Genomic DNA, 22,766 nt, shown 5'->3' with positions numbered 1-22,766 from the left:
AATAAGGAATAATATGATTTTATATACAATTAACGGTTCAGGCTCCGATTCAGTTAAAGCCATGGCCAAGTATTTAAATATTTCTCTAGAGGAAAGACCTCGTAATAACTTTCGCTCTGAATTAGAGAAAGTGAATCCACGCGCAACAGTCCCAACGCTCCTGGTAAATACTGATACAGCACTCACTGAGACTGCAACTATTTTACGATTACTAGCTAAAAGGAACAAGCCTGAGTTACTTGGTGATTCGGACTTCATGGAAACGAAGGTTGATGAGTTAATTGGTTTTCTAAGTACATCCGTATATCAAGGGTACTTGCTTAAGTTTAGGCCTGAATTTTATATTAATGGTGAGCAGCACTTTCCAGCTGTTGAGCAAAAAGCGATTCAAGTTTTAAATAAAAACTTGCAAACATGGGAGCAATTTATCACTGACTCTGAGTACCTAGTTGGTGATAAAATAACAATTGCGGACTTCTATGCATATGTTCTTTTGAAATGGCAATCAAACATCTTTCCACTGACTTTGGAAAAAACACCAAAACTTCATAAATACTGGCTTCACTTGCAAAGCCTACCTTATTTTAAACCGTAAGCCTCACTATAAAGAGCCCTAGACTCCTAACAGAAAAGAGTTTGGGGCTCTTAAGTTATCGATTTATAGAAAGGAGAAGTGCAATGAAACAGATCTACATACACACCTGTGAGTCCTACATTCCACCTTATCGCCAACCTGTTCAAGAGGCTATTTCTACAGGGTGTTACCCTCAACATGAAGCTCACAAAGATCAATATAAAGCAATAGCCCAAGAAAAAAACCTCTGGCCAGTAGATATGGTAATAGAATGTGCCAAAAGGAGTATCCAACAAAGTAACTTTAGACACAGCCAAATTTCATTTCTAACATATAGTTACATCCATAGACAAGGCCAGAAACACCTTTGGCAGCCAGCGGCATACTTACAACATAAATTAGATATTAATCAATCGCTTGCTGTATCAGTTAATCACGGGTGCAATAGCATGATGCTCTGCGCAAAACTCGCGATGGATCACCTTACTGCTAACGACAATGAAGTCGCATTAATTACCTCTGCTGATAGATTTAATACCTCAGACTTCGACCGGTGGCAATCTGATTATGCTGTGGTGTATGGTGATGCCGCGGTTGCAGCACTCTTAAGTACACACCCAGGTCCATTTGAAATACTACATTTTCAACACTGTGCTGTTTCCGAGTTAGAAATAATGCATCGTCAATCCACCCCCAAGATTGAAACGCAAGTTGCTCATGATGATTACTATGATACGAGATCTGCTAAAAAAGATTATTTAAATAAACATGGTAAAGAAGCTTTCATTTTAAACATGCAAAACGCTCTACAGTCCTTAAAAAAAACTCTTATGGAGGAAACCTCCTTAGGAACAAATAAAGCTAAGTGGTTAGTATTACCAAATGTAGGAAAAAGCATACTCTCTCACCTTTACGAACCTATATTTCTAGAGTTAGCAGAAAGAAACTTTTGGGAATTCGGCCAATACATTGGACATGCAGGAGCCTCAGATCAATTTTTAGGGCTTGCTTTATTAAAAGAGAAAGAATTATTAAAACCAGGGGATAGAATAATTCTAATTGGTGCTGGCGCCGGTTTTAGCTGTAGCACCATGTTAATTGAATACAACCCAAAAATTTAAAAAACAACCTCCATTTTAAAAAGTGCTGTTTCAATAATGATCATTGATTTAAACAGTGGAAATTTTAAAATAAAAAAAGAAAAATAAAACTTAGAATTGTTTTATTTAAAATTAAACAAACAAATAAAACCGGCATTTAAAAACATGACAAATAAAATAAAGAAATCTACATTATATGAATACACCTGTAAAATAGTAAAATATAGGTTCATCGTTATTGCGCTGACTATTTTAGTATGTTTTCTAATCGGGCAAGGGCAAAGTAAGATTGGTGTAAATACTGATTATAAATATTTCTTTGGTGAGACGACACCTCAAATTACAGCAATGGAGGAGTTAGAGGCAACTTATAGTAAAAATGATAACGTCTTTTTTGCTATAACACCCACAACTGAAAAAGACATTTTCTCTAAAGAAGTCTTAACGGCATTGAATGAAATGACCAATAAAGCTTGGCAACTTCCATTTGTCACTAGAGTGGATTCTTTAGCAAACTTTCAACATATAGAAGCCAATGAGGAAGGATTAATTGTTGAAGACCTTATACGACACCCAGAGCAGCTAAATCAAGTAAAAATAAATAAAATAAAACAAGTTGCTTTAACTGAGCCTCTTCTAATTAATCGAATTATTTCTCCTAATGGCCAAAATGCAGGGATGAACATCATCATTCAGCTTCCTGGAGAATCGCCAATGGAAACATTTCAAATTGTCGGTGCTGCTAGAGAGTTAATTAAAGATATAGAAGCTCGTTACCCAGTTGAAATCCGATTAACTGGAGTTACTGTATTGAATGCGACATTTGGTGAAGTAGGGGCTTCAGATCTACAAAATTTAACGCCTATTATGCATGGTTTAATGATTTTACTGTTACTCGTCTTATTCAGATCAATGTGGATGCTTTTAGCTACACTCGCCATAGTACAACTATCGAAAATGTCGGCAATGGGCATGGTCGGCTTTTTAGGAATCCCTATAACAGCTCCTTCTTCTATCGCTGCAACGATAATAATGACACTCGCTGTCGCCGATTCAGTACACATAATCATGGGAATGGTCTCAGAAATGCGTAACGGTGTGGAACGTAAATTTGCAGTAATTGAAAGCGTCAAAAAACATTTTGTAGCTATACTTGTGACGAGTTTAACGACTGTTGTCGGGTTTTTATCTTTAAACTTCAGTGATGCTCCCCCGTATCATGATTTAGGTAATATCACAGCAATTGGTGTTATATTTGCATTTATCTTATCAGTAACAATTCTGCCTGCCCTTCTAACACTATTGCCCATTAAAGTAAAAGCCCGTAGTACAGAACAAACTATAACTGGTAAGTTTTTCAATACCTTAAATGAGTTTGTTGTTAGAAGACGCGGTTCGATAATTATAACTTCGATTTTACTTATCAGTGTATGCTCGTCTTACATTCCTAAATTGATTCTAGATGACAAATTCGTTGAATATTTCAGTGAAGAAATCAACTTCAGAACCGAGTCAAACTATATATCTGACAATCTTACAGGCTTATATACCATTGAGTTCAATATAAAATCAAACATGCCTAACGGTGTTGCCAACCCTAACTTCATGAAACAGGTAGAGAAATTCGCCAGCTTTTATAGGGAACAAGGAAACGTATACAACGTCAATGTCTATACAGACATTATGAAGCGTTTAAACCGCAGTCTTCATAGCGATGATCAAAATGAATATAAGTTACCTGATACGGCCACTGAGGCAGCTCAGTATTTATTATTATATGAAATGTCATTACCTTACGGTTTAGATTTAACCAACCAGATTAGTATGGATAAATCTGAAACGAAGTTAATCGTGACTATGCGAGATGTTTCAACCGTAGAGTTAAGGAAAGCGGCTGAATTAGGCGAAAACTGGTGGCGTAACAATGCGTCATATGACCCAATAATTGGCTCAGGTGCCACGGTTGTATTCTCTCACATGTCTAAAGCTAATATTGAAGGAATGATTACGGGAACAGCCCTATCATTCTTGTTAGTAACAATATTCATGTTCATCTCTTTGCGTAGCATTAAATACGGACTAATTAGTATGATCGCAAATATATTCCCAGCAATTATAGCATTTGGTATTTGGACTATTTTATATCAAGAAGCTGGCATGGCGATCTCTATCGTTGCATCCGCCACATTAGGAATAATCGTAGATGATTGCGTACATTTCTTATCAAAATATGTATCAGCAAAGCGAGACTTAGGCTATTCAGCTGAAAAAGCGTTGAGTTATGCATACAACAGTGTCGGTGTAGCCCTTGTATTTACATCGGTCACTCTAATGACTGGTTTTATTGTCCTCGCAACCTCGCCATTTCTAATTAATAGCACCCTAGGCATTCTTTCAGCGATAACTGTATTTGCCGCATTAACAATTGACTTCTTGCTGTTACCCGCGGTTTTACTGCTCGTAGATGGATCGAAGAAGGCCCAATTAGATACAAAAAGCTTATCTAGCGCGCCCTCAATGAAAACGGCCAATTAGAATTATTAAATATTAAAAGGAGTTCATTATGATATTCACAAAACAACCTATTTTGGTTCTGTCAGTACTATGTATATTTTCAGGTTCAGTAGTCGCGAGTGATGACCAATCTCATAAAGGGTTAGAGATTGCGACTGAAATGGAAATACGCGACTCTGGATGGAAAGACCAAGAAGTCAACATTGAAATGACAATGTTCAACAGCCAAGGAAATAAAAGCATCCGTTACATGCGCAACAAGGCATTAGAGGTAAGAAATAATGGTGACAAAACACTTGTGATCTTTGATAAACCAGCCGATGTGGGTGGCACTGCTTTTCTATCATTTACATATAAACAAGGTAGCGATGATCAATGGCTTTTTCTTCCAGCTTTAAACCGCGTGAAACGAATAGCTTCTGATAACAAGTCAGGGCCCTTTATGGGGAGCGACTTCGCCTATGAAGATATAACTTCTCAAGAAGTTGAAAAGTACACATATAAGTATCTCGGCGACGAAACATTAATCGGGAGAAAAATGTTTAAACTGGAACGAGATCCTGTGAGCGATACCTCTGGTTATTCCAAACAAATTGTGTGGGTCGATGCAGAGCACTATATTAGTCAAAAAATTGATTATTATGACCGAAAGGGGTCACTTCTCAAAACTCAAGAATTTATCAACTACAACTTATATTTAGATAAGTATTGGCGTGCTGACAAATTAGTCATGGTCAATCATCAAAAGAAAACACGTACTGAAATAGAGCTTAAAGGCTACAGTTTAGGTACAGGAATTCCCCCTAGTCACTTCAGTACACGAGCATTAAAACGCCTCAGATAATCAATAAATGAAGCGCGGTAAAGCGTTACCGCGCCAACTGTACTAGAAATGTTAAAAAGGAATTTCGAATATGACCCCTGAACCTCAAGTACTGATCGTAGGAGCTGGGCCTATTGGCATCACAACGGCGATTCTACTGACCCGTGAAGGCATAACTTGCCGTATTATCGATAAAAATAACCGTATACCTAGCAACGAATACTTCAGCAGGGCTTTGGGGCTACATGCACGAACCCTAGAAATTTTTGAAGATATAGATGTCATAAAAAACATAATGACTCATGGCCGAATTATTAACGGAATAGGCTTTTATACCGAAGGGAAACGCGTGGCAGGGATCTCATTTAGAGAGTTACCGACAAGCTATCCATTTATGCTCAGCATCCCTCAAAGTGATACAGAAAGCATATTAGAAACACGTTTAAATGAACTTGGCGTATTTGTAGAACGGCAAACTGAGTTAATTGATTTCGTCCAAAGTGATCAATTTGTTACAGCTCAACTAAAAATGCCGGATAGTACACTACAAACTCATGCATATCGTTTTATTATAGGTACGGATGGATTTAGGTCTAAAGTTCGAGAATTGTGCGCTATTCCATTTGATGGTGAGCAATATGAAGAAAGCTGGTTACTTGCTGAATCTTACCTCTCCAGAGATTTTCCAAGCGATGAAGCAAATGTCATCCTATCTAAAAATAGTAGCTTTGCTGTTGTCCCAATGCCAGATGGGAAAATAAGAGTCACGGGGCCCGATACCAGTTCAAAAAGAGATATTGATGATATCGACCTTGCTCTATTTGACTCTGCACTCAAAGAAATGGGGGCGTTATCAAATATTAATTACTCAGAACCTCAACAAGTCACAAGGTTCAAAGTCCATAAGAAACTGGCAAGGCAATATAGGAAGCACCGCGTGTTTTTAGCTGGTGACTCGGCCCATGTACACAGCCCTGGTGGTGGACAAGGCTTAAACACAGGCGTGTTAGATGCATATAATTTAACATGGCGACTATCATTGGTTATTAAAGAGCAATCACCTTTAGAACTTTTAGATGACTACGAAATAGAAAGGCGGCACGCTGGCGAAATAACTGTATTTGGCACAGATAAAGCTATTCAACTCCTGAGTGGCACACGCTCGCCAATTAGGAAGTCACTAACGAATATGATCCTCCCATGGCTCATGAAATCACACTTTGGTACCCAATTAGCTACTAACATGAGTCAAATATTAAGTCACTATCGGCATAACTTCTCACAACAAGATACACATTACTTCAATTGCTCCATTGAACTAGGGGATCCATTGCCTCGGGTTGTTCCACCTATTGATATAGCAGGGGATCCATTAAAACTACAACCAAATGGAAAGTTCTCTGTTTTAATTTTCACTGCGAATATGAATAGCCATGAGGTTAATAAGCAACTATCAAAATTCATGGTCGCGCTAGACAAATATAAAAGTCTCTTTAACGTGATTCAAATCACAAATAAACAAGCCGCTAATGTACCTAATGTGGAAGTTATTCATGATAATGCTTATTTTATCCACAAAGCATTTGGCATGGATGAGCCAGGGAGTTATATATGTAGACCAGATGGAATTATTGCTCATAGGAATAAATGTGTTGAATTTGTCTCTATATTAAACCCTTTCTTAAAATCATTATTTATCAGGTATTTACCGAATTATTCCTCTCTCAATAATACTGCTGAAAAAACTAAATTGGTCGTCAATAATGTTTAAAAAAATTACGGCTATTGCTCTGCTTTTGAATAGTTTACCTAGCTTAGCTGAAAATTTTAATTGGAAACTAGAAGTTGGTACTGAACTTCGTCATTTCGAGAAGAAGAGTGCCTTCAACACAACAGACACCACAATATCTGCTCATTTTGAACCTGAATTTAGGTACGAAAGTCAGCAAGGCACAGATATATATACTGGACGATTATTTTCTCGAGTAGACTCTGAAGATTCACAACGAAGTCATATCGATATCAGGGAGCTTTCCTGGCTCCATATTATAGACAATTCTGATATCCGTATTGGGATCAGTAGGGTTTTTTGGGGAGTTACTGAGTCTCAACATTTGGTCGATGTTATTAACCAAACGGATTTAGTAGAAAACCCGGATGGAGAAGATAAGCTTGGCCAACCATTAATACAATGGACACACATTTATGACTGGGGAAGCATCGACTTATATGCACTGCTTGGATTTAGGGAAAGGCGCTTTCCTGGTACTGAAGGCCGATTTAGAACCGAATACCCCATCATAAATGATGCGGCCTATTTTGAAACAAGCAACAAAAAAGACAACATTGATTTGGCTATTCGCTATAGTCATACAATCAGTAACTGGGATTTTGCGTTTTCTCATTTTTCAGGGACGAATCGCACCCCGACTCTAAAAAAATATACGTCCGATAACACAACAGAATTTGTACCCCACTACTTTCTATTAGAACAAACAGGGTTTGTTTCTCAATATGTTAACAAAAACTGGTTATGGAAATTAGAGCTCATCAGTGCAGTACAAGAAAATAATCGGTATACCGCGAGTACTTTCGGGTTTGAATATACACATGTTGGGTTATTTGATAGTCAGATAGATGTTGGCTGGCTCATCGAGTATTCTTTTGATGATAGAGGTACCGCAGGACCATCGTCATTTGAACATGATTGGTTTTCTGGTTGGCGCTTTGTAGGTAATGACCCTCAGTCAACTGAGGCATTAATTGGACTTACGTGGGATCAAATAACGGGAGAAAATACTCTGTCATTGGAAGCAAGCACACGTATCGGTAACAACCTAAAAATCACTTTCGAAGCTCGAAGCTATGGTGGCGCTAATAAGGCAGCTAAACACAGTGGTACAAGTGACAAGTTACTCTATTTAAATTCAGAAAGTTATGCTCAGTTCTTACTAGCATATTACTTTTAAAAAAGGTTCTCTAAATGACAAATAAATATCAAAGCTATGCATTCTTCGACGTAGACAATACACTTATTAACATAAAGAGTATGTTTTCATTCTTGGAGTTCTATGAGAAATACAGCGATATACAACACCAGATCAAAAAGTCAGAAAAAGCACACTTTTTAGAGCTAGCTAAAAACAATAGCAACCGTAACCTGACGAATAAAGCATATTATCAACTTTTTAAAGGTGTTCCGGCGACACACTTTTATCAATGCGCTCAACTATGGTCAGCTGACCTAATTAATACGTTAGACTCTTTACTCTTAGAGAGCACTGTTCAGCAACTTAATGAACACAAAAAATCAGGTGTCGGCATCGTATTTGTGTCAGGCTCATTTCCAGAATTGTTAGAACCAATTATAAAAAAACTAGGTGCTGACGCCTGTTTAGCTACCCAAATTGTTCAAGAAAATGGGGTTATTACCGGAGAAATCAAACCACCTCAAACTATTGGTGATGGAAAAGCCCTCGCAGTTCAAGCATTCCTTAAATCGCATAAGGTTTCAGCTGAACAGTGTTACGCCTATGGTGATGATATCAGTGACGCTCCCATGCTACATGCAGTGGGTAGTGCCACAATTATTATAGGAAATGAACACTTAGAGGCAGAAGCCAAAAAACATCAATGGAAAATACTTCAAGCTAAAAATTAAACACAATACAAACTATAACTCACAGTAAGGAGATATAAAAAGATGAGTTTACTGCAAAATAAATGTGGCATGATCGTAGGTGCAACTTCAGGAATTGGTAGAGCAGCAGCCAAGCTTTTCTCACAAGAAGGTGCAAAAGTGATCGTCATTGGCCGCCGAGTCGAACTATTGCAATCTCTCGTATCTGAAATTTCACACATGGGGGGAGAGGCCAATTATATTGTTGCCGATATATCAAAAAGTAAGGAGATAAAACGTATGGTTAAAGAAGCAAAAAATATCTATGGCAGGCTAGATTTTGCTTTCAACAATGCCGGCACAATAGGAAATTTTGTTCCGATGCTAGAACAAACCGAAGCTGATTGGGATGACACCATTGATACCAATCTGAAGTCTATTTGGCTTTCCATTCGAGAACAGGCACTTGCTATGCAAAAAAGTGGCGGCGCTATCGTCAATACATCCTCTTGGCTTTCCGCTGGCGGGTTTTCTGGCTCCACAGTATACTCTGCAAGTAAAGCTGGAATAGATGGTTTAATCAGGCCCGCTTCTTTAGAGTTAGCTCAATATGGCATTCGTGTGAATAATATCAACCCTGGTGGCGTAGACACAGAAATGACGCGAGAAGCTTTTAAACATAATCAAGAGACCCTTGATATATTTTCACAATCTCATCCATTAGGGAAAATGGCCTCCCCAGAAGAGGTTGCAGACTTAGCCGCATATTTGATCAGTGATAGGGCGAGTAATATCACAGGACAATCAATGTTTATTGATGGTGGTTATTCTATTCCTGGACAAAGGGGTTAATGATGCAAAATTCATTACGCGTGCTAAATCAAACTTTAATATTAGCTGGTCTAGTATTCACTTCATGGGCAACCCTCAGTCAACCAGATACACAGCGATTTGATTTGCCCAGTCACTTTAAATACCCCAATGGTATAACACACAATGAAGATAACGACATATTTGTCGGCTCTGTTGTCAGTGGTGATATTCTAAAAATTTCAGGTCAGAGGGAAGTCGAGACCTTCTTCTCAGGAAATGAAGAGGTATTTGCAGGTACAAGTTTAAGGTATGACTCGGAAACAAACATCCTCTGGATTGCATCGCCTGACTATTTAGGAAAAAAAGATAAAACAGGTACAGTAGTACGTAGGTCAAACCGTGTCGCAGCCATTGATGTTGAAACCAAAAGTGTAATAAGAACATGGATAATGCCAAACAAAGGGTTTTGCAATGACATCGCTCTTGATGGTGAAGGCGGTGTTTATATAACTGATAGCTTAGAAGATACGATTCATCATATTGAGTCACCAAAATCTGCTCTACTAGCCTTTGCACAAAGCCCTCTCTTTTCACCCGGCCAGTTAGGGCCGGCTGGTATCTCTCTCACAAATAGTGGAAACTTAATTGTAGGCTTGTATAGTGCAGGACACCTTTTAGAAGTAAGTTCTGACGGTAATTCCGTCGACAAAATAGAACTGAGTAGAACGCTAGATAACCCGGATGGATTACATGTACTTCCAAATGGGAAATTATTGATATTAGAAGGCTCTCCATCAACTGGGAATGGTAAGCTGAACCTTATAGACTTAAATGGGGAACAACCATATGAAGTGATCACGCTCGCTGATAACATCGAGTCTCCTCTCAACCTAACCGTTATTAACGACACCGCATATGTCACTGAAAGTCGCATACGACACTTACTTGTCAACGACAGCATACTGCCGATCCCAGATAAGTTTTTTGTTCGGGAGGTAAACCTTAAAGATATTCTATAAATGAAAGTGCCAACATGTATTGAGACGCATTAGTTATTTCCACGTGTCTCAATACATGTTGTGTTATGTACCACAGAAAGTTTTATAATCTGGCCCTATATTCTGTTTCGCAAGCCAGTACTCTTTATAGACTGCGTACTCATATGGACTGTTGATCGCTGCAATCCAGTCTTGCAAACCCTCATTATTACCATATGTATAAAAACTCGAAATGACTTCTTCCACCATATGATTTCTCGGTATGATCGCCGGATTTGAAACCACCATTAATTTAGCCGATTCCTTTAAACCGTATGGAGCTAGTCGAGATAACCACTTCTCTACCCATTTATCCAATTCATTCGTAAGTGGGAATTGCTCCGTTAGCGAGTTAAGAGCCACACATGTCAACCCTGCAAATGTATTTGTATAGTCTAGTTCGTGTTTGTGCATCAGTTGTAGTAGCTCAGAGAGCAACTCTCCATCTGACTCGCCCCATTCTAAAATACCGAGTTTGCTTGCCCACATTGCTTGGTAAGCCTGATTAAACTTGTCCGAAAACATACCAATGGCAGTCGTTAACATATTTAATGCAGCTTCCTCTTCTGACGTCATAATCGTCAATAATGACTCAGCTAAACGTGCACAATTCCAATTTGCGATATTTGGTTGATTACCAAACGCATAGCGCCCCTGTCTATCTATTGAGCTATACACTTGGTTAAAGTCAAAAGCCTCTAACATTGCACACGGGCCATAATCAATAGTGTCTCCACTCACTAACGTATTGTCGGTATTCATCACGCCATGAATAAAGCCAACTCTTAACCAATGAATCACTAACTCAATCTGCTTTTCGCATACTGCAGTCAAAAACGCCACAACACGTGCATCCCCCGTTTCTGTAATATCGGGATAATGGGACGTAATGGCATGCTCCATTAAGTTTTGCATGCCTTGCTTATCATCTTTTAATGCCAAGTACTGAAATGACCCAACTCGAATATGGCTGTTAGCCACTCGACTAACCACAGCGCCAGCAACGGCTTGCTCTCTAAACACAAAGTCGCCAGTGGTCACAACCGCCAAGCAATGTGTTGTTGGTACACCTAGAGCAGAAATGGCTTGGCTCATTACAAACTCTCTTACCGCAGGGCCCAGTGCACATAGCCCATCTCCCCCTCGAGAAAAAGGTGTTCTGCCAGAGCCTTTTAACTGAATATCTACCAGCTGACCTTGAGGATCGCTAAACGCCCCCAGTAAATGTGCTCGTCCGTCTCCTAAAGTAGGATTAAAGTGTCCGAATTGATGGCCTGAATAAGCCAAGGCAACAGGTGATACACCAAGTGGGAGTTTATTACCACTGAGTAATTCCGCCGCATCATTTTGACTTACTGGCATGGCAAGCTTCTTTGCTAAATCTTCATTCCACAACAACAGAGAGGGGGTCGAACTCTGACGGGGTTTACTGACTGGTGCAAATTCTTGGCTAATGTCATCATACCTATTTAAGAATGTCATGATTATTCTCCTGTCTCTGGAAGCTGATTATCGCCAACACTATAAGCCACCAACTGGCTTAACGCGTGTAATGACCAGTTACTTTGCTTAACTAGTTCGTTAAAGAAATCCTGTGCAGCTTGTAATGACTTTTTACTTTGCAACCCCCCTTCGATGATCTCATGAGCGCGTAAATATGCCTCTACGTCCCGACTCAACAAAAAAGTGTCTTTTCCTATAGCCCTCAACGCAAAGGGCCCTGTATTTCCACCCAATCTTGCACCATTTTTTTTCAAATATGCCCATAAGCCAATAATATTATCTGAAGGCCACTGCGCGACAAACTCGGAAAATGAGCCTGTGGCCTGCTGCACATCATAAATCATGTAGCAATTCTCAGGGATGGTCTGTACTTTCTTATAATTACGTACAATACGTTCATCCGCCGCTTTTTGTTCTAATATTTCTGGCGACATCATCAATAGTTTAGCAATATTAAAATCCCAAAACACCTCTCGAAAACCCGGCCATTTTGCATTGATAACAGACCAGTAGAAGCCACTTTGAAAAACCTTTCGTGTAAACTCTTCTAACCATACATCGTCCGAGATGGTGCTTAACTCAGCGGCCGCTAACGGGTTACTAATTAATGACATTAATATCTTTTCTGAGCCTTTACGTGCTGAAGCTCTTGCGTAAATATCCGAAAATGTTTCCATTGTTATACGTGATCCTATTTCGAAATCTATGATGATTATCTATATTTAGAATAAAGCGTCGATGAGCCACTCTATGAAATTTATATTTAGTCTGATTTTACTGTTAAGTATCAATGTGCAGAGTGAGCCCCTTGCCAAACGAGTCCATATTACCACAGGCCAGTGGCCACCTTATATTGATCAATCAAAAGAACATCAAGGCTGCGTTGCTTCTTTGATAAAAGATGTCTTCGCGTTATATAGCATTGAGACACGTTTTGTATTTATGCCTTGGGAGCGTGCTTATCAAGATGGTATGAAATCAGAATTTATCGGCAGTGCATACTGGTATTTTAGTGAACAACGTAGTGAGGACTACATTTATACCAAACACGCTATCACACAAGAGGTCAGTCGCTTCTATCATTTGAAAAGTTTGCCATTAAAGTACCATACATATACAGACTTAAAACCCTATACGTTGCTACTTAATAAAGGGCTCACTTACCCCAAAGGCTTACTCACCTCAATTAAAAACCACAATATCAAAACCATTGAAGCAACCTATACGAATAAGAACTTTCCGCTCATTTTACGCAAACGTGCCGATGTGATGATCATGGATGAAAACACCGCAAAAGTGTACAAGCACTCACTATCAGCGTCTCAAAAAGCAATGCTCACTACACAAAAACAGCCAGCCTATATAAAACGAGGTTTTTTATTAATCAATAAACAGCATAAACAATATGCTGAACTATTTAACAAAGGTTTATATGCCTTGTTGGAAGATGAGGAGTATCTGAGTCAGTATGAACAGCATTGTTCCAAAGTAAATACTTTACGTTAGCTCATTTACCGTTGAATACCTTGAGGTTAGTTCCCGACTTTAGTCAGAAATACAAAAACTTAGAACATGAGGGCATAAAAAATACGACTGGATTGTGTACCTATCCTATTAGGCCAGATCACGATTGAGAGAATAACACGATGTAGAAACAGGACCCGAGCTACACTTGTAAAATTAATTTGGACCTAGTTTATGTACTCCGACTGCTTCTAGTAGATGATGATACATGAACTTTATCTATTTCAAATTTATGTTTATACGAGCTTCTCATATAAGGCGATGAACTTTAAAGCACCGCCTTATATGAATCAACCAGACACCCTTTAGGTACTACTTAAGCTGTTGTGTTAACCAGTACAAATCTGAGTGAATACCTGCTGCAGTAACTTCTTTACCCGCACCTGGACCTTGGATAACCAACGGGTTTTGCTCATACCATACACTTTTTATCACAAAGATATTATCACCCGGTGTTAAATTCGCAATCGCCGAGCCAGCCTCAGCAAAGGCAATTCCGACTTTTGCAGTCACTCTACCACTGTCACTAATACTTAATTGCCCTGTGTAACGAAGCGCTTTACCTTCATCAGCTGCTTGTTGGTATTTCGCAGCATAAAATGTGTCTAATTCATCACGTTTCGCTAAAAAATCATCCCAACTACCTTCCGCTAAATGCACCGGCATTAAAGGCTCTAATGCAATGTCATCAACATCGAGTTCCAAGCCTAAATCACGCGCTAATATGAGCAACTTTCGTTGCATATCTCTACCTGATAAGTCTTCTCTGGGATCTGGTTCGGTATACCCCATTTCTTGTGCAGCTAACACCAAGTCAGAGAACTTTTGATCCGCAGTAAAACTACTACATAACCAAGAGAGAGTACCTGAGAACACTCCTTCAATTGACGTGATCACATCACCGCTATTTTGTAAGTCAGCCAATGCAAAGTTGATAGGCAAACCGGCACCAACACTGGTGTTGTAACGCCAATGTAAGTTACGCTCACGTTGCTGCTCTCGTAATGATTGATACCAACCTCTGTCGGCAGTACCTGCGTATTTATTGGCGCTGATCAAGTGGCAATCACTGGCGACAAAGTCCGGATACAAAAAACTAAATGATTCACTTGCAGTGATATCAATCACCACTTTATGTTCATAATCTAATTCTGAAATGTGTTCAACAAGCGACTTACTGTTGTAACTCTGCGCTTCATTTTTCCATTGTGTCTGCCATGCCGATAACTCGATACCGCTCGGTGAAAACACCATCTCTTTTGAGCGCAGTAAACCAACAACCTTTAAATCAAACTGTGATTGTAAACGAGTAATTTGCTGCTGGCATTGTTGTAAAAATACATCCCCGACATTACCAATGCCGGCAATAATTACCGCCAGCTCCCGACCTTTATTTATAAGCTTATCGTGCAATACAGCTAAAAGATCACTGTCTAATGCCTGATCGGTCAAGAATAAAGCGTAATCACTATCTTGATGGGCAAAGCGAACGACCACTTCACGATCATGGAATAATTGCTCTGCTTGCTGCTTGAGCCCTGAGAGCTCTGATGAAGGCGCAACCAGTGCACACCCTTGAAGGTTACTTTCTACAATATTAATGCGCCCAGCGAGCTGCTGTGCAACAATATGCGTAAATGTTGCAGGCAACAGTAAGTACGCTTCACCATTAACAGTAAAATGATGAATACTGTGTTGAATAAGCTGACTTAACGTACGTACTTCGCCTTTTGCTAAGTTTTCTACGCGCACTAAATCAAGATTCTCAAAGGTGGTAATAAAGCGTTTTGCTTTGCTATACCCTTCTTTTACTATTTCTGTTGGTGACGCTTCAGGCTCATAACTGCTGCGCACTTGTAGCTTGATGTTACTTCCCTTTAAAGGAGAGAGTGTCTTGGCGTGCAGTACTGGATTACCCAGCCTTGCTAATAAGTTTGCTTGAGCACGGCACACCTTTGGGTATTTCAGCGCATTGCTCACTTTACGTGGGTCAGTGCTATACACACCCTGCGTATCAGTCCAGATTGAGACTGAACTGGCATCAATATAACTGGCGAGTAGCGTGGCACTATAATCACTGCCATTACGACCCAATGTGACGGTATTTTTATCGCAATCTTGCGCAATAAATCCGGTAACCACATAGACCACCGCATCTTGCAGCTGGGCGTAACATGCAGCTTTATTCTGTTGATGCAACAACTGTGAATCATGCAACGTAAACAGTTGACGCGCATCGATGCTACGTGCCGCTACCTTAAGCTCAGCTAGATAATTCGCTAATAAACGAGCCGACCATAATTCACCATGGGCAAGTAAAGGTGCTTCTTGTAATTCTGATTGCTGAGCTAATTGAGTAATGGCCACTAACTCAGTGTCTAGCTGTTCTTTGAGTGCTCGGTGCATATCGCCAGAAAACAACTCGTCAACTAGCTCGCTCTGGTGCTTTTCCAACTGAATCAATACATCTGAAAAAGCTTGTTGATCTTGCTGCTGATAACTTTGCCAAAGTTTAACTAAGGTATTAGTGGTTTTACCCGCCGCTGAAACCACGACACAATCACCACTTTTACAATGCCCAAGTATTATTTGAGCAACGGCTTGATAGCGTGACGCAGAGCTTAAGCTTGAGCCACCGAATTTATGTACTACTCTTGTCATTTTTCTACCACAAAACCGTATGAGCCGGTGTTAATTTAAAAGTTTTTGCCTCATCAGATCCTTTGCTTTGACCTGGTGTAGTGCGTTTAAACGCTTGCTCTAGATCAGCCACCAAATCATCTAACTCTTCAATACCCACAGAAATTCGGATCAGCGTATCACCTACGCCTGCTTCAAGACGAGCTGTCGCATCCATACCTGCATGCGTCATGGTTGCCGGATGGCAAATTAAGCTCTCTACGCCACCCAGTGATTCCGCCAATGAAAACTCTTTTAATGAAGTCAAAAATGCAGCTGAGTCACTTAACCCGCCTTTTATATCAAAGCTCACCATGCCGCCAAAACCAGCTTGTTGCTTTTTGGCCAGTTCATGTTGTGGATGAGATTCTAAGCCAGGGTAATACACCTGACTAACATAGTCCGATTGCTCCAAATACTTGGCAATCGCCAAGGCATTTTCTTGATGCTGCTTTAAACGTACATTCAGCGTTCGTAAGCCACGAAGCGTTAAATAACTATCAAAGGGTGCGCCAGTGATACCAATGTTGTTTGCCCACCATGCTAGCTCCTCACCCAGCTCTGCAGTACGTGCGATCACGGCACCACCAACCACGTCTGAATGACCATTAATATATTTAGTGGTTGAGTGAACCACTATGTCTACACCAAACTTAATCGGGTTTTGTAATGCCGGTGATAAAAAGGTGTTATCTGCAGCCACTAATGCACCTGCTTGCTTCGCGGTTTTTACCACAGCTTCTATATCTGTCAGGCGAAGAATTGGGTTACTCGGTGTCTCAATCCATACCACTTTTGGCTTTATATCTAAAATCTTCTGATAGCTTTCAGGCTGTGTTAAATCAAGTACGACAAGGTTTAACAAGCCACGCTTTTGCAATGATGTGAATAAACGATAACTGCCCCCATAACAGTCATGGGGGATCACCAACGTATCATCGCTATTTAATAGTTGCGTCACTAAGTGAACAGCAGACATACCCGTTGCGGTAATAATACCTCTCTCACCGCCTTCTAGCTGAGCTAATGTTTCAGCTAAAATATCTCGATTAGGGTTACCACTGCGACCATAATCATAATCTCGTTTGGTATCAAAATCTGCAAATGAGTACGTAGTTGATAGGTATAACGGCGGTACGACCGCACCATGGTGCTTGTCTGCTTCTATGCCATGGCGTACTGCGATGGTTGATTTATTACGTTCACTCATATCATCACCTAGATAGTTGGATGTTTAGACGTCTAAAAGGTTAGATTAATAAATACTAGAAGTCAAAACATTTATACTGCTAAATGGCTATTTACTTAGTATTTGACTATCTTGTTTAAACCGATAAAATTTCGCCACTTCAAAAAAATGGTCGCGAGTACGATTGAATAAAATACTTACTATGGCAAGTAAAGGGGCTTTTGCCTAGACCATCGTAAACAATGTCATATAATGGCAGCAGTAAGTAAATAGTTCCGTCGGATAGGCACTACACAATAAAGGCAACAACAACATTATGGCTAAATGGAATGGTGAATATATTCACCCGTATGCAGAACACGGCAAAAAATCTGAACAAGTAAAAAAGATAACGGTATCTATACCGTTAAACGTATTAAAAGTATTAACTGACGAGCGCACGCGCCGACAAGTTAATAACTTACGTCATGCAACAAACAGTGAATTACTGTGTGAAGCGTTTTTACACGCGTTTACAGGTCAACCGTTACCCAATGACGAAGACTTACGTAAAGATAATCCAGAGAAAGTGCCAGAAGAAGTACGTCAAATTATGGAATCAATGGGGTTAGAAGTGCCGACCATTGACGAAGAATAGCCAATATGAAGCCCCATAGCGGGCTTCCTATTCTCGCTTAGGTCACCGCTAACGCCAATCACTCTCGGTGTTACACCCTACATTTTCAGCGCATTCATACTCGTTATTAATCATTAACGGTCTCTAAACGCTTTTCTACCATGGCACGTAATCTCACGCAGTCATCGTAAGTACAGCAATGATAAAGTCACGCTGACGATAGACGCATCTAAATTGATAAACAAAACGACGATGCGATAACTTTCTGCCTACATTGATATTTGATTTTAAACCAAACACTTGCAGAACAGATAAACTCAGGCCATTTCTGTTGCTTGTACTCGTCTAAAGAATGGTCGCGTATATAACGTAATTAAACCAGTCACGCGTTGTGTGGTCACAAATTTAGTCATAAAAGCTCACTGCGACATATCGCGGTATGAAAAGATAGGAAGGAGGGGCGAGGGAAAGGGCAATATTTATCTAGAGACCAGTAACATAATCGCTATGTAAGTAACCTCAGCTCTGGATAAGCGAATTTGCCCAATAAAGCTATTGTTCTCACTCTCGGCGTTACTTTCATTTGTAATAGCCCGCTATTACTGCATAAAAGCGCTTTGATATTGAGCAAAATATCATCATTGGATTGTAGTTAAGTTTGTTTTCAAAACATTTTCTATTCCAAAACCCTTATCCAAACCTGAGGTTAAGTAATAATGGCTGCATAAAACAAAAGCCCCAACCAAAGGCCGGGGCTTTCAAAGACAAATCTTAAATTAGTTTAAAACTAAAATTAAGCTTGCTTAGGACGTGCAATAACGTCTACTAAAGTCCAAGATTTATTCTTAGAGATAGGAGCACATTCACGAATAGTAACTGTGTCGCCTGCTTTAGCTGTATTGCTCTCGTCATGTACGTGCAACTTAGTTGTACGCTTGATGTATTTACCGTAGATCGGGTGCTTAACCTGACGTTCGATACCTACAACAATAGACTTTTCCATCTTATCGCTGATCACACGACCTTGAAGAGTACGGATTTTATCAGTCATTATGCACCTGCCTTCTGGTTGATAACCGTTTTAACACGCGCAATACTGCGACGTACTTTTCTTAACTCGTGAGTCTGAGCTAGCTGACCAGTGCTTGTTTGCATGCGCAGGTTAAACTGCTCACGAAGAAGCTCAAGAAGTTCAGCATTAAGCTCTTCAACGCTTTTGTCTTTAAGTTCGCTAGCTTTCATCACATTACCGTCCGAGTTACAAATGTTGTTTTGAAAGGTAATTTACGAGCTGCAAGGTTGAATGCTTCACGAGCAAGCTCTTCTGGCACACCTTCCATCTCATAAAGTACTTTGCCTGGCTGGATTTCTGCAACCCAGTACTCAACAGAGCCTTTACCTTTACCCATACGAACTTCAAGCGGTTTGTTTGTGATTGGCTTGTCTGGGAACACACGGATCCAGATTTTACCTTGACGCTTTACGTGACGTGTCATAGCACGACGAGCTGCTTCAATTTGACGTGCAGTCATACGACCACGGCCAGTTGCTTTCAAACCGAAAGAACCGAAGCTTACTTTGTTTCCGCTTGTAGCAAGACCGCGGTTGCGACCTTTATGCATTTTACGGAATTTTGTACGTTTTGGCTGTAACATTAATCGCTACCCCTTACTTAGCACTTTTTTTGGCTTTCTTCGGTGCACGTTTAGCTGGCTTCTCTTGCTCTTGAACTAGTGGTAAACCACCAATTACTTCGCCTTTGAAGATCCAAACTTTAACACCGATGATGCCGTAAGTGGTTAAAGCTTCAGAAGTTGCGTAGTCGATATCAGCACGTAGAGTATGTAGAGGTACACGACCTTCACGATACCATTCAGAACGTGCGATTTCAGCGCCGCCTAGACGACCACTTACTTCAACTTTGATACCTTTAGCACCAATGCGCATTGCGTTTTGTACCGAGCGCTTCATAGCACGACGGAACATAACACGACGCTCTAACTGAGATGCAATACCGTCAGCAACTAATTGTGCGTCAAGTTCAGGCTTACGTACTTCAGAAATGTTGATCTGAGCAGGTACACCAGCAATCTTAGTTACAGCTTGACGAAGTTTTTCAACATCTTCGCCTTTCTTACCGATAACAACACCAGGACGAGCTGTATGAATTGTTACACGGATTGACTTAGCTGGACGCTCGATAACGATTTTAGACACAGAAGCCGCTTTCAATTCCTTAGTAAGGAATGTACGTACTTTGTGATCGCCAAAAAGCTGCCCAGAGAAATCTTTTGTACTCGCGTACCAGGTAGAAACCCAAGGTTTAGAGATACCTAGGCGAATACCAGTAGGATGAACTTTTTGTCCCATTACTTATATCTCCTAGCTATCTGAAACCACAACAGTGATGTGGCTTGAACGCTTAAGGATGCGGTCTGCGCGTCCTTTAGCACGTGGCATAATACGCTTCATTGTAGGACCATCGTCCACAAAGATCGTAGCTACACGTAGCTCATCAATGTCAGCACCTTCGTTATGCTCTGCGTTAGCAATAGCAGACTCAAGTACTTTCTTAACCAATACAGCCGCTTTCTTTGGGCTGTATGCCAGGATTTCTAGTGCGCGATCTACCGGAAGTCCGCGGATCTGATCTGCAACTAGACGTGCTTTTTGCGCCGAACCAGAGGCGAATTTGTGTTTAGCTAATGCTTCCATCATATTCCCCTATTAACGCTTCTTCGCTTTCTTATCCGCAGCATGGCCGCGGTAAGTACGAGTAGGTGCAAACTCACCTAGTTTGTGACCGATCATTTCGTCTGTAACGAATACAGGTACGTGCTGACGACCATTATGGACAGCGATGGTCAATCCGATCATGTTAGGGATGATCATTGAACGACGGCTCCAAGTCTTTATAGGCTTCTTGTCACCGCTTTCCAACGCCTTCTCTACCTTCTTCAGCAAGTGTAGGTCTATGAATGGACCCTTCTTGAGAGAACGTGGCATGGCAATTCCTCAACTATTACTTAGTACGACGACGTACTATTAGTTTATCCGTACGCTTGTTCTTGCGCGTTTTAGCACCTTTAGTAGGCTTACCCCATGGAGACACAGGATGACGACCACCAGAAGTACGACCTTCACCACCACCGTGTGGGTGATCAACCGGGTTCATGGCAACACCACGAACTGTCGGACGAATACCACGCCAGCGGTTAGCACCTGCTTTACCTAGTGAACGAAGCATATGCTCAGCATTGCCTACTTCACCTAAGGTAGCGCGACAGTCAGACTCAACTTTACGAACTTCGCCTGAACGAAGACGTAGAGTCACGTATTGACCTTCACGTGCTAGGATTTGAACGTATGCACCAGCAGAGCGTGCAATTTGCGCACCCTTACCAGGTTTTAACTCTACGTTGTGTACAGTCGAACCTACAGGCATGTTACGCATCGGTAATGTGTTACCAGCTTTGATAGGTGCATCAACACCTGACTGGATCTGATCACCGGCTTTAAGGCCTTTAGGTGCAATAATGTAACGACGCTCACCGTCTGCATATAATACAAGAGCGATGTTTGCGCTACGGTTAGGATCATACTCTAAACGCTCAACAGTGGCTGGAATGCCATCTTTAGTGCGTTTGAAGTCGATTAAACGATAGTGTTGCTTATGACCACCACCGATATGACGAACCGTGATACGACCGTTGTTGTTACGACCACCTGATTTAGAGTTTTTCTCTAAAAGCGGTGCGTATGGCTTACCCTTGTGTAGCTCAGAGTTAACCACTTTAACGACGTGACGACGACCCGCAGAAGTTGGTTTACACTTTTGAAGTGCCATAATTCTAACTCCCCTTATTACTCGGCGCCGCCGACAAAGTCTAGCTCGCTACCTTCTTTAAGAGTAACGTAGGCTTTTTTCCAGTCGCTACGACGACCGAAACGTTGACCTGTACGTTTTGTTTTACCCTTAACGTTTAGAGTGCGAACACCAGTTACTTCTACTTCAAAAAGCTTCTCAACTGCCGCTTTAACTTCAGCTTTAGTTGCATCGTTTACTACTTTGAAAACAATCGTGTTGTTTTCTTCAGCAGCGATCGTGCTTTTCTCAGAGATGTGTGGAGCAAGAATTACTTTTAAAAGACGTTCTTCACGGATCATGCTAGCGCCTCCTCAAGTTGCTTAATAGCACCTGCAGTAATAAGTACCTTATCGAATGCGATTAGGCTTACTGGGTCGATGCCAGCTACATCACGAGTGTCAACCTTATAAAGGTTACGTGAAGATAGGAATAGATTCTCATCTACTTCTTCAGTCACGATAAGCACGTCTTTAAGCTCAAGTTCTTTAAGCTTAGAAACTAATTCTTTTGTTTTTGGTGCTTCAAGACCAAAACTTTCAACAACGATTAAACGCTCTTGACGAACAAGCTCAGACAAAATGCTTTTGATTGCACCGCGATACATCTTACGGTTAACTTTTTGGCTGTGGTCTTGCGGCTTAGCTGCAAAACTTACACCACCGCTGCGCCAGATTGGGCTGCGGATTGTACCAGCACGTGCACGGCCAGTACCTTTTTGAGCGAATGGTTTTTTACCACCGCCTCTAACTTCAGAACGTGTCTTCTGAGCACGAGTACCTTGGCGAGCACCTGCTGCATATGCAACAACTACTTGGTGTACCAATGCTTCGTTAAACTCACGTCCAAAAGTAGCTTCGGAAACTTCAAGCGCGCCAGCGCCTTTAATTGCTAATTCCATCACTAAATC

Annotated in this window: 24 protein-coding genes; 11 read left to right on the top strand and 13 right to left on the bottom strand. The window is 40.7% G+C overall.

Translation table 11 applies throughout. The features are described 5' to 3' along the window. The first annotated feature begins 13 nt into the window (after positions 1-13). The 9 genes from BGP78_RS11420 to BGP78_RS11380 all read left to right on the top strand — a co-directional run bounded on the left by BGP78_RS11420 (position 14) and on the right by BGP78_RS11380 (position 10,462). Positions 14-595 carry a glutathione S-transferase family protein gene (locus BGP78_RS11420; RefSeq protein WP_119861506.1) on the top strand — a complete coding sequence of 194 codons (582 nt, stop codon included), beginning with the start codon at positions 14-16 and terminating at the stop codon, positions 593-595. Positions 596-678: 83 nt separating this feature from the next. Then, positions 679-1,695 (top strand): ketoacyl-ACP synthase III family protein, encoded by a 1,017-nt coding sequence (locus tag BGP78_RS11415; RefSeq protein WP_119861505.1) that lies wholly within the window; start codon positions 679-681, stop codon positions 1,693-1,695. Positions 1,696-1,839: 144 nt separating this feature from the next. Then, positions 1,840-4,209, top strand: a complete 2,370-nt coding sequence (locus BGP78_RS11410; protein WP_119861690.1) for an RND family transporter — start codon at positions 1,840-1,842, stop codon at positions 4,207-4,209. A 28-nt stretch (positions 4,210-4,237) separates the two neighbouring features. Beyond that, positions 4,238-5,032, top strand: coding sequence for an outer membrane lipoprotein-sorting protein (locus BGP78_RS11405; RefSeq protein WP_119861504.1), 795 nt, complete (start codon positions 4,238-4,240; stop codon positions 5,030-5,032). 70 nt (positions 5,033-5,102) lie between these two features. Continuing rightward, positions 5,103-6,782, top strand: coding sequence for an FAD-dependent monooxygenase (locus BGP78_RS11400; RefSeq protein ID WP_119861503.1), 1,680 nt, complete (start codon positions 5,103-5,105; stop codon positions 6,780-6,782). Beyond that, complete coding sequence (locus BGP78_RS11395) at positions 6,775-7,980, top strand: hypothetical protein (protein WP_119861502.1); 1,206 nt, start codon at positions 6,775-6,777, stop codon at positions 7,978-7,980. Before BGP78_RS11400 ends, BGP78_RS11395 begins: the two co-directional genes overlap by 8 nt. Before the next feature lie 14 nt (positions 7,981-7,994). Continuing rightward, positions 7,995-8,672 (top strand): HAD family phosphatase, encoded by a 678-nt coding sequence (locus BGP78_RS11390; protein ID WP_119861501.1) that lies wholly within the window; start codon positions 7,995-7,997, stop codon positions 8,670-8,672. A gap of 42 nt (positions 8,673-8,714) precedes the next feature. Beyond that, positions 8,715-9,482 (top strand): SDR family NAD(P)-dependent oxidoreductase, encoded by a 768-nt coding sequence (locus BGP78_RS11385; protein ID WP_119861500.1) that lies wholly within the window; start codon positions 8,715-8,717, stop codon positions 9,480-9,482. Next, on the top strand, positions 9,482-10,462 hold the full coding sequence (locus BGP78_RS11380; protein ID WP_147386078.1) for a gluconolaconase: 981 nt from the start codon (positions 9,482-9,484) through the stop codon (positions 10,460-10,462). Before BGP78_RS11385 ends, BGP78_RS11380 begins: the two co-directional genes overlap by 1 nt. A gap of 63 nt (positions 10,463-10,525) precedes the next feature. Here BGP78_RS11380 and BGP78_RS11375 read toward each other — a convergent pair whose 3' ends face one another. Together BGP78_RS11375 and BGP78_RS11370 are read right to left on the bottom strand one after the other, a co-directional pair. After that, positions 10,526-11,962, bottom strand: a complete 1,437-nt coding sequence (locus BGP78_RS11375) for a YdiU family protein (protein ID WP_119861498.1) — start codon at positions 11,960-11,962, stop codon at positions 10,526-10,528. A gap of 2 nt (positions 11,963-11,964) precedes the next feature. Beyond that, a complete protein-coding gene (locus BGP78_RS11370; protein WP_119861497.1) occupies positions 11,965-12,660 on the bottom strand; it encodes a DNA-3-methyladenine glycosylase I in 696 nt (231 codons plus the stop codon). 73 nt (positions 12,661-12,733) lie between these two features. Between BGP78_RS11370 and BGP78_RS11365 the strand changes: the two genes are divergently transcribed. Then, positions 12,734-13,489 carry an ABC transporter substrate-binding protein gene (locus BGP78_RS11365; RefSeq protein WP_119861496.1) on the top strand — a complete coding sequence of 252 codons (756 nt, stop codon included), beginning with the start codon at positions 12,734-12,736 and terminating at the stop codon, positions 13,487-13,489. A gap of 330 nt (positions 13,490-13,819) precedes the next feature. Here BGP78_RS11365 and metL read toward each other — a convergent pair whose 3' ends face one another. Beyond that, a complete protein-coding gene (gene metL, locus BGP78_RS11360) occupies positions 13,820-16,168 on the bottom strand; it encodes a bifunctional aspartate kinase/homoserine dehydrogenase II (protein WP_119861495.1) in 2,349 nt (782 codons plus the stop codon). A 4-nt stretch (positions 16,169-16,172) separates the two neighbouring features. Next, positions 16,173-17,396, bottom strand: coding sequence for a cystathionine gamma-synthase (metB, locus tag BGP78_RS11355; RefSeq protein ID WP_119861494.1), 1,224 nt, complete (start codon positions 17,394-17,396; stop codon positions 16,173-16,175). Between the two features lie 295 nt (positions 17,397-17,691). On the opposite strand from metB, the gene metJ reads away from it, so the two are divergent. Further along, positions 17,692-18,012, top strand: coding sequence for a met regulon transcriptional regulator MetJ (gene metJ, locus BGP78_RS11350; RefSeq protein ID WP_010367074.1), 321 nt, complete (start codon positions 17,692-17,694; stop codon positions 18,010-18,012). A 772-nt stretch (positions 18,013-18,784) separates the two neighbouring features. Here metJ and rpsQ read toward each other — a convergent pair. The 9 genes from rpsQ to rplD are packed head-to-tail and all read right to left on the bottom strand — an operon-like array spanning position 18,785 to position 22,757. Next, positions 18,785-19,042, bottom strand: coding sequence for a 30S ribosomal protein S17 (rpsQ, locus tag BGP78_RS11345; RefSeq protein WP_010367075.1), 258 nt, complete (start codon positions 19,040-19,042; stop codon positions 18,785-18,787). Next, positions 19,042-19,233 (bottom strand): 50S ribosomal protein L29, encoded by a 192-nt coding sequence (rpmC, locus tag BGP78_RS11340; RefSeq protein WP_010367076.1) that lies wholly within the window; start codon positions 19,231-19,233, stop codon positions 19,042-19,044. Before rpmC ends, rpsQ begins: the two co-directional genes overlap by 1 nt. After that, positions 19,233-19,646: a 50S ribosomal protein L16 gene (gene rplP / locus BGP78_RS11335; RefSeq protein ID WP_010367077.1), complete on the bottom strand. Its 414-nt coding sequence runs from the start codon at positions 19,644-19,646 to the stop codon at positions 19,233-19,235. Before rplP ends, rpmC begins: the two co-directional genes overlap by 1 nt. A 13-nt stretch (positions 19,647-19,659) precedes the next feature. Next, positions 19,660-20,361 carry a 30S ribosomal protein S3 gene (rpsC, locus tag BGP78_RS11330; RefSeq protein ID WP_010367078.1) on the bottom strand — a complete coding sequence of 234 codons (702 nt, stop codon included), beginning with the start codon at positions 20,359-20,361 and terminating at the stop codon, positions 19,660-19,662. Positions 20,362-20,373: 12 nt separating this feature from the next. Next, positions 20,374-20,706, bottom strand: a complete 333-nt coding sequence (gene rplV / locus BGP78_RS11325) for a 50S ribosomal protein L22 (RefSeq protein ID WP_010367080.1) — start codon at positions 20,704-20,706, stop codon at positions 20,374-20,376. A gap of 12 nt (positions 20,707-20,718) precedes the next feature. After that, complete coding sequence (rpsS, locus tag BGP78_RS11320; RefSeq protein WP_010367084.1) at positions 20,719-20,997, bottom strand: 30S ribosomal protein S19; 279 nt, start codon at positions 20,995-20,997, stop codon at positions 20,719-20,721. A gap of 16 nt (positions 20,998-21,013) precedes the next feature. Continuing rightward, positions 21,014-21,838: a 50S ribosomal protein L2 gene (gene rplB / locus BGP78_RS11315; protein WP_010367086.1), complete on the bottom strand. Its 825-nt coding sequence runs from the start codon at positions 21,836-21,838 to the stop codon at positions 21,014-21,016. A gap of 17 nt (positions 21,839-21,855) precedes the next feature. After that, positions 21,856-22,158, bottom strand: coding sequence for a 50S ribosomal protein L23 (gene rplW / locus BGP78_RS11310; RefSeq protein ID WP_010367088.1), 303 nt, complete (start codon positions 22,156-22,158; stop codon positions 21,856-21,858). Further along, a complete protein-coding gene (rplD, locus tag BGP78_RS11305) occupies positions 22,155-22,757 on the bottom strand; it encodes a 50S ribosomal protein L4 (protein ID WP_010367090.1) in 603 nt (200 codons plus the stop codon). The genes rplW and rplD overlap by 4 nt, the downstream gene beginning before the upstream one ends. Positions 22,758-22,766 lie beyond the last annotated feature (9 nt).

The sequence above is a fragment of the Pseudoalteromonas sp. MSK9-3 genome, from assembly GCF_003590335.1.
GTDB lineage: Bacteria > Pseudomonadota > Gammaproteobacteria > Enterobacterales > Alteromonadaceae > Pseudoalteromonas.
Note: the sequence above shows the minus strand (reverse complement) of the source record. Positions and strands in the feature narration are given on the sequence as shown.

Coding starts and splice junctions, on each gene's coding strand:
- rpsQ (WP_010367075.1), bottom strand. CDS start 19,042: ATGACTGATAAAATCCGTACTCTTCAAGGTCGTGTGATCAGCGATAAG.
- BGP78_RS11410 (WP_119861690.1), top strand. CDS start 1,840: ATGACAAATAAAATAAAGAAATCTACATTATATGAATACACCTGTAAA.
- rpmC (WP_010367076.1), bottom strand. CDS start 19,233: ATGAAAGCTAGCGAACTTAAAGACAAAAGCGTTGAAGAGCTTAATGCT.
- BGP78_RS11370 (WP_119861497.1), bottom strand. CDS start 12,660: ATGGAAACATTTTCGGATATTTACGCAAGAGCTTCAGCACGTAAAGGC.
- rplD (WP_010367090.1), bottom strand. CDS start 22,757: ATGGAATTAGCAATTAAAGGCGCTGGCGCGCTTGAAGTTTCCGAAGCT.
- rplP (WP_010367077.1), bottom strand. CDS start 19,646: ATGTTACAGCCAAAACGTACAAAATTCCGTAAAATGCATAAAGGTCGC.
- BGP78_RS11365 (WP_119861496.1), top strand. CDS start 12,734: ATGAAATTTATATTTAGTCTGATTTTACTGTTAAGTATCAATGTGCAG.
- BGP78_RS11375 (WP_119861498.1), bottom strand. CDS start 11,962: ATGACATTCTTAAATAGGTATGATGACATTAGCCAAGAATTTGCACCA.
- rplB (WP_010367086.1), bottom strand. CDS start 21,838: ATGGCACTTCAAAAGTGTAAACCAACTTCTGCGGGTCGTCGTCACGTC.
- BGP78_RS11400 (WP_119861503.1), top strand. CDS start 5,103: ATGACCCCTGAACCTCAAGTACTGATCGTAGGAGCTGGGCCTATTGGC.
- BGP78_RS11395 (WP_119861502.1), top strand. CDS start 6,775: ATGTTTAAAAAAATTACGGCTATTGCTCTGCTTTTGAATAGTTTACCT.
- BGP78_RS11385 (WP_119861500.1), top strand. CDS start 8,715: ATGAGTTTACTGCAAAATAAATGTGGCATGATCGTAGGTGCAACTTCA.
- rplV (WP_010367080.1), bottom strand. CDS start 20,706: ATGGAAGCATTAGCTAAACACAAATTCGCCTCTGGTTCGGCGCAAAAA.
- rplW (WP_010367088.1), bottom strand. CDS start 22,158: ATGATCCGTGAAGAACGTCTTTTAAAAGTAATTCTTGCTCCACACATC.
- rpsC (WP_010367078.1), bottom strand. CDS start 20,361: ATGGGACAAAAAGTTCATCCTACTGGTATTCGCCTAGGTATCTCTAAA.
- metB (WP_119861494.1), bottom strand. CDS start 17,396: ATGAGTGAACGTAATAAATCAACCATCGCAGTACGCCATGGCATAGAA.
- BGP78_RS11405 (WP_119861504.1), top strand. CDS start 4,238: ATGATATTCACAAAACAACCTATTTTGGTTCTGTCAGTACTATGTATA.
- BGP78_RS11420 (WP_119861506.1), top strand. CDS start 14: ATGATTTTATATACAATTAACGGTTCAGGCTCCGATTCAGTTAAAGCC.
- rpsS (WP_010367084.1), bottom strand. CDS start 20,997: ATGCCACGTTCTCTCAAGAAGGGTCCATTCATAGACCTACACTTGCTG.
- BGP78_RS11390 (WP_119861501.1), top strand. CDS start 7,995: ATGACAAATAAATATCAAAGCTATGCATTCTTCGACGTAGACAATACA.
- metJ (WP_010367074.1), top strand. CDS start 17,692: ATGGCTAAATGGAATGGTGAATATATTCACCCGTATGCAGAACACGGC.
- BGP78_RS11415 (WP_119861505.1), top strand. CDS start 679: ATGAAACAGATCTACATACACACCTGTGAGTCCTACATTCCACCTTAT.
- BGP78_RS11380 (WP_147386078.1), top strand. CDS start 9,482: ATGATGCAAAATTCATTACGCGTGCTAAATCAAACTTTAATATTAGCT.
- metL (WP_119861495.1), bottom strand. CDS start 16,168: ATGACAAGAGTAGTACATAAATTCGGTGGCTCAAGCTTAAGCTCTGCG.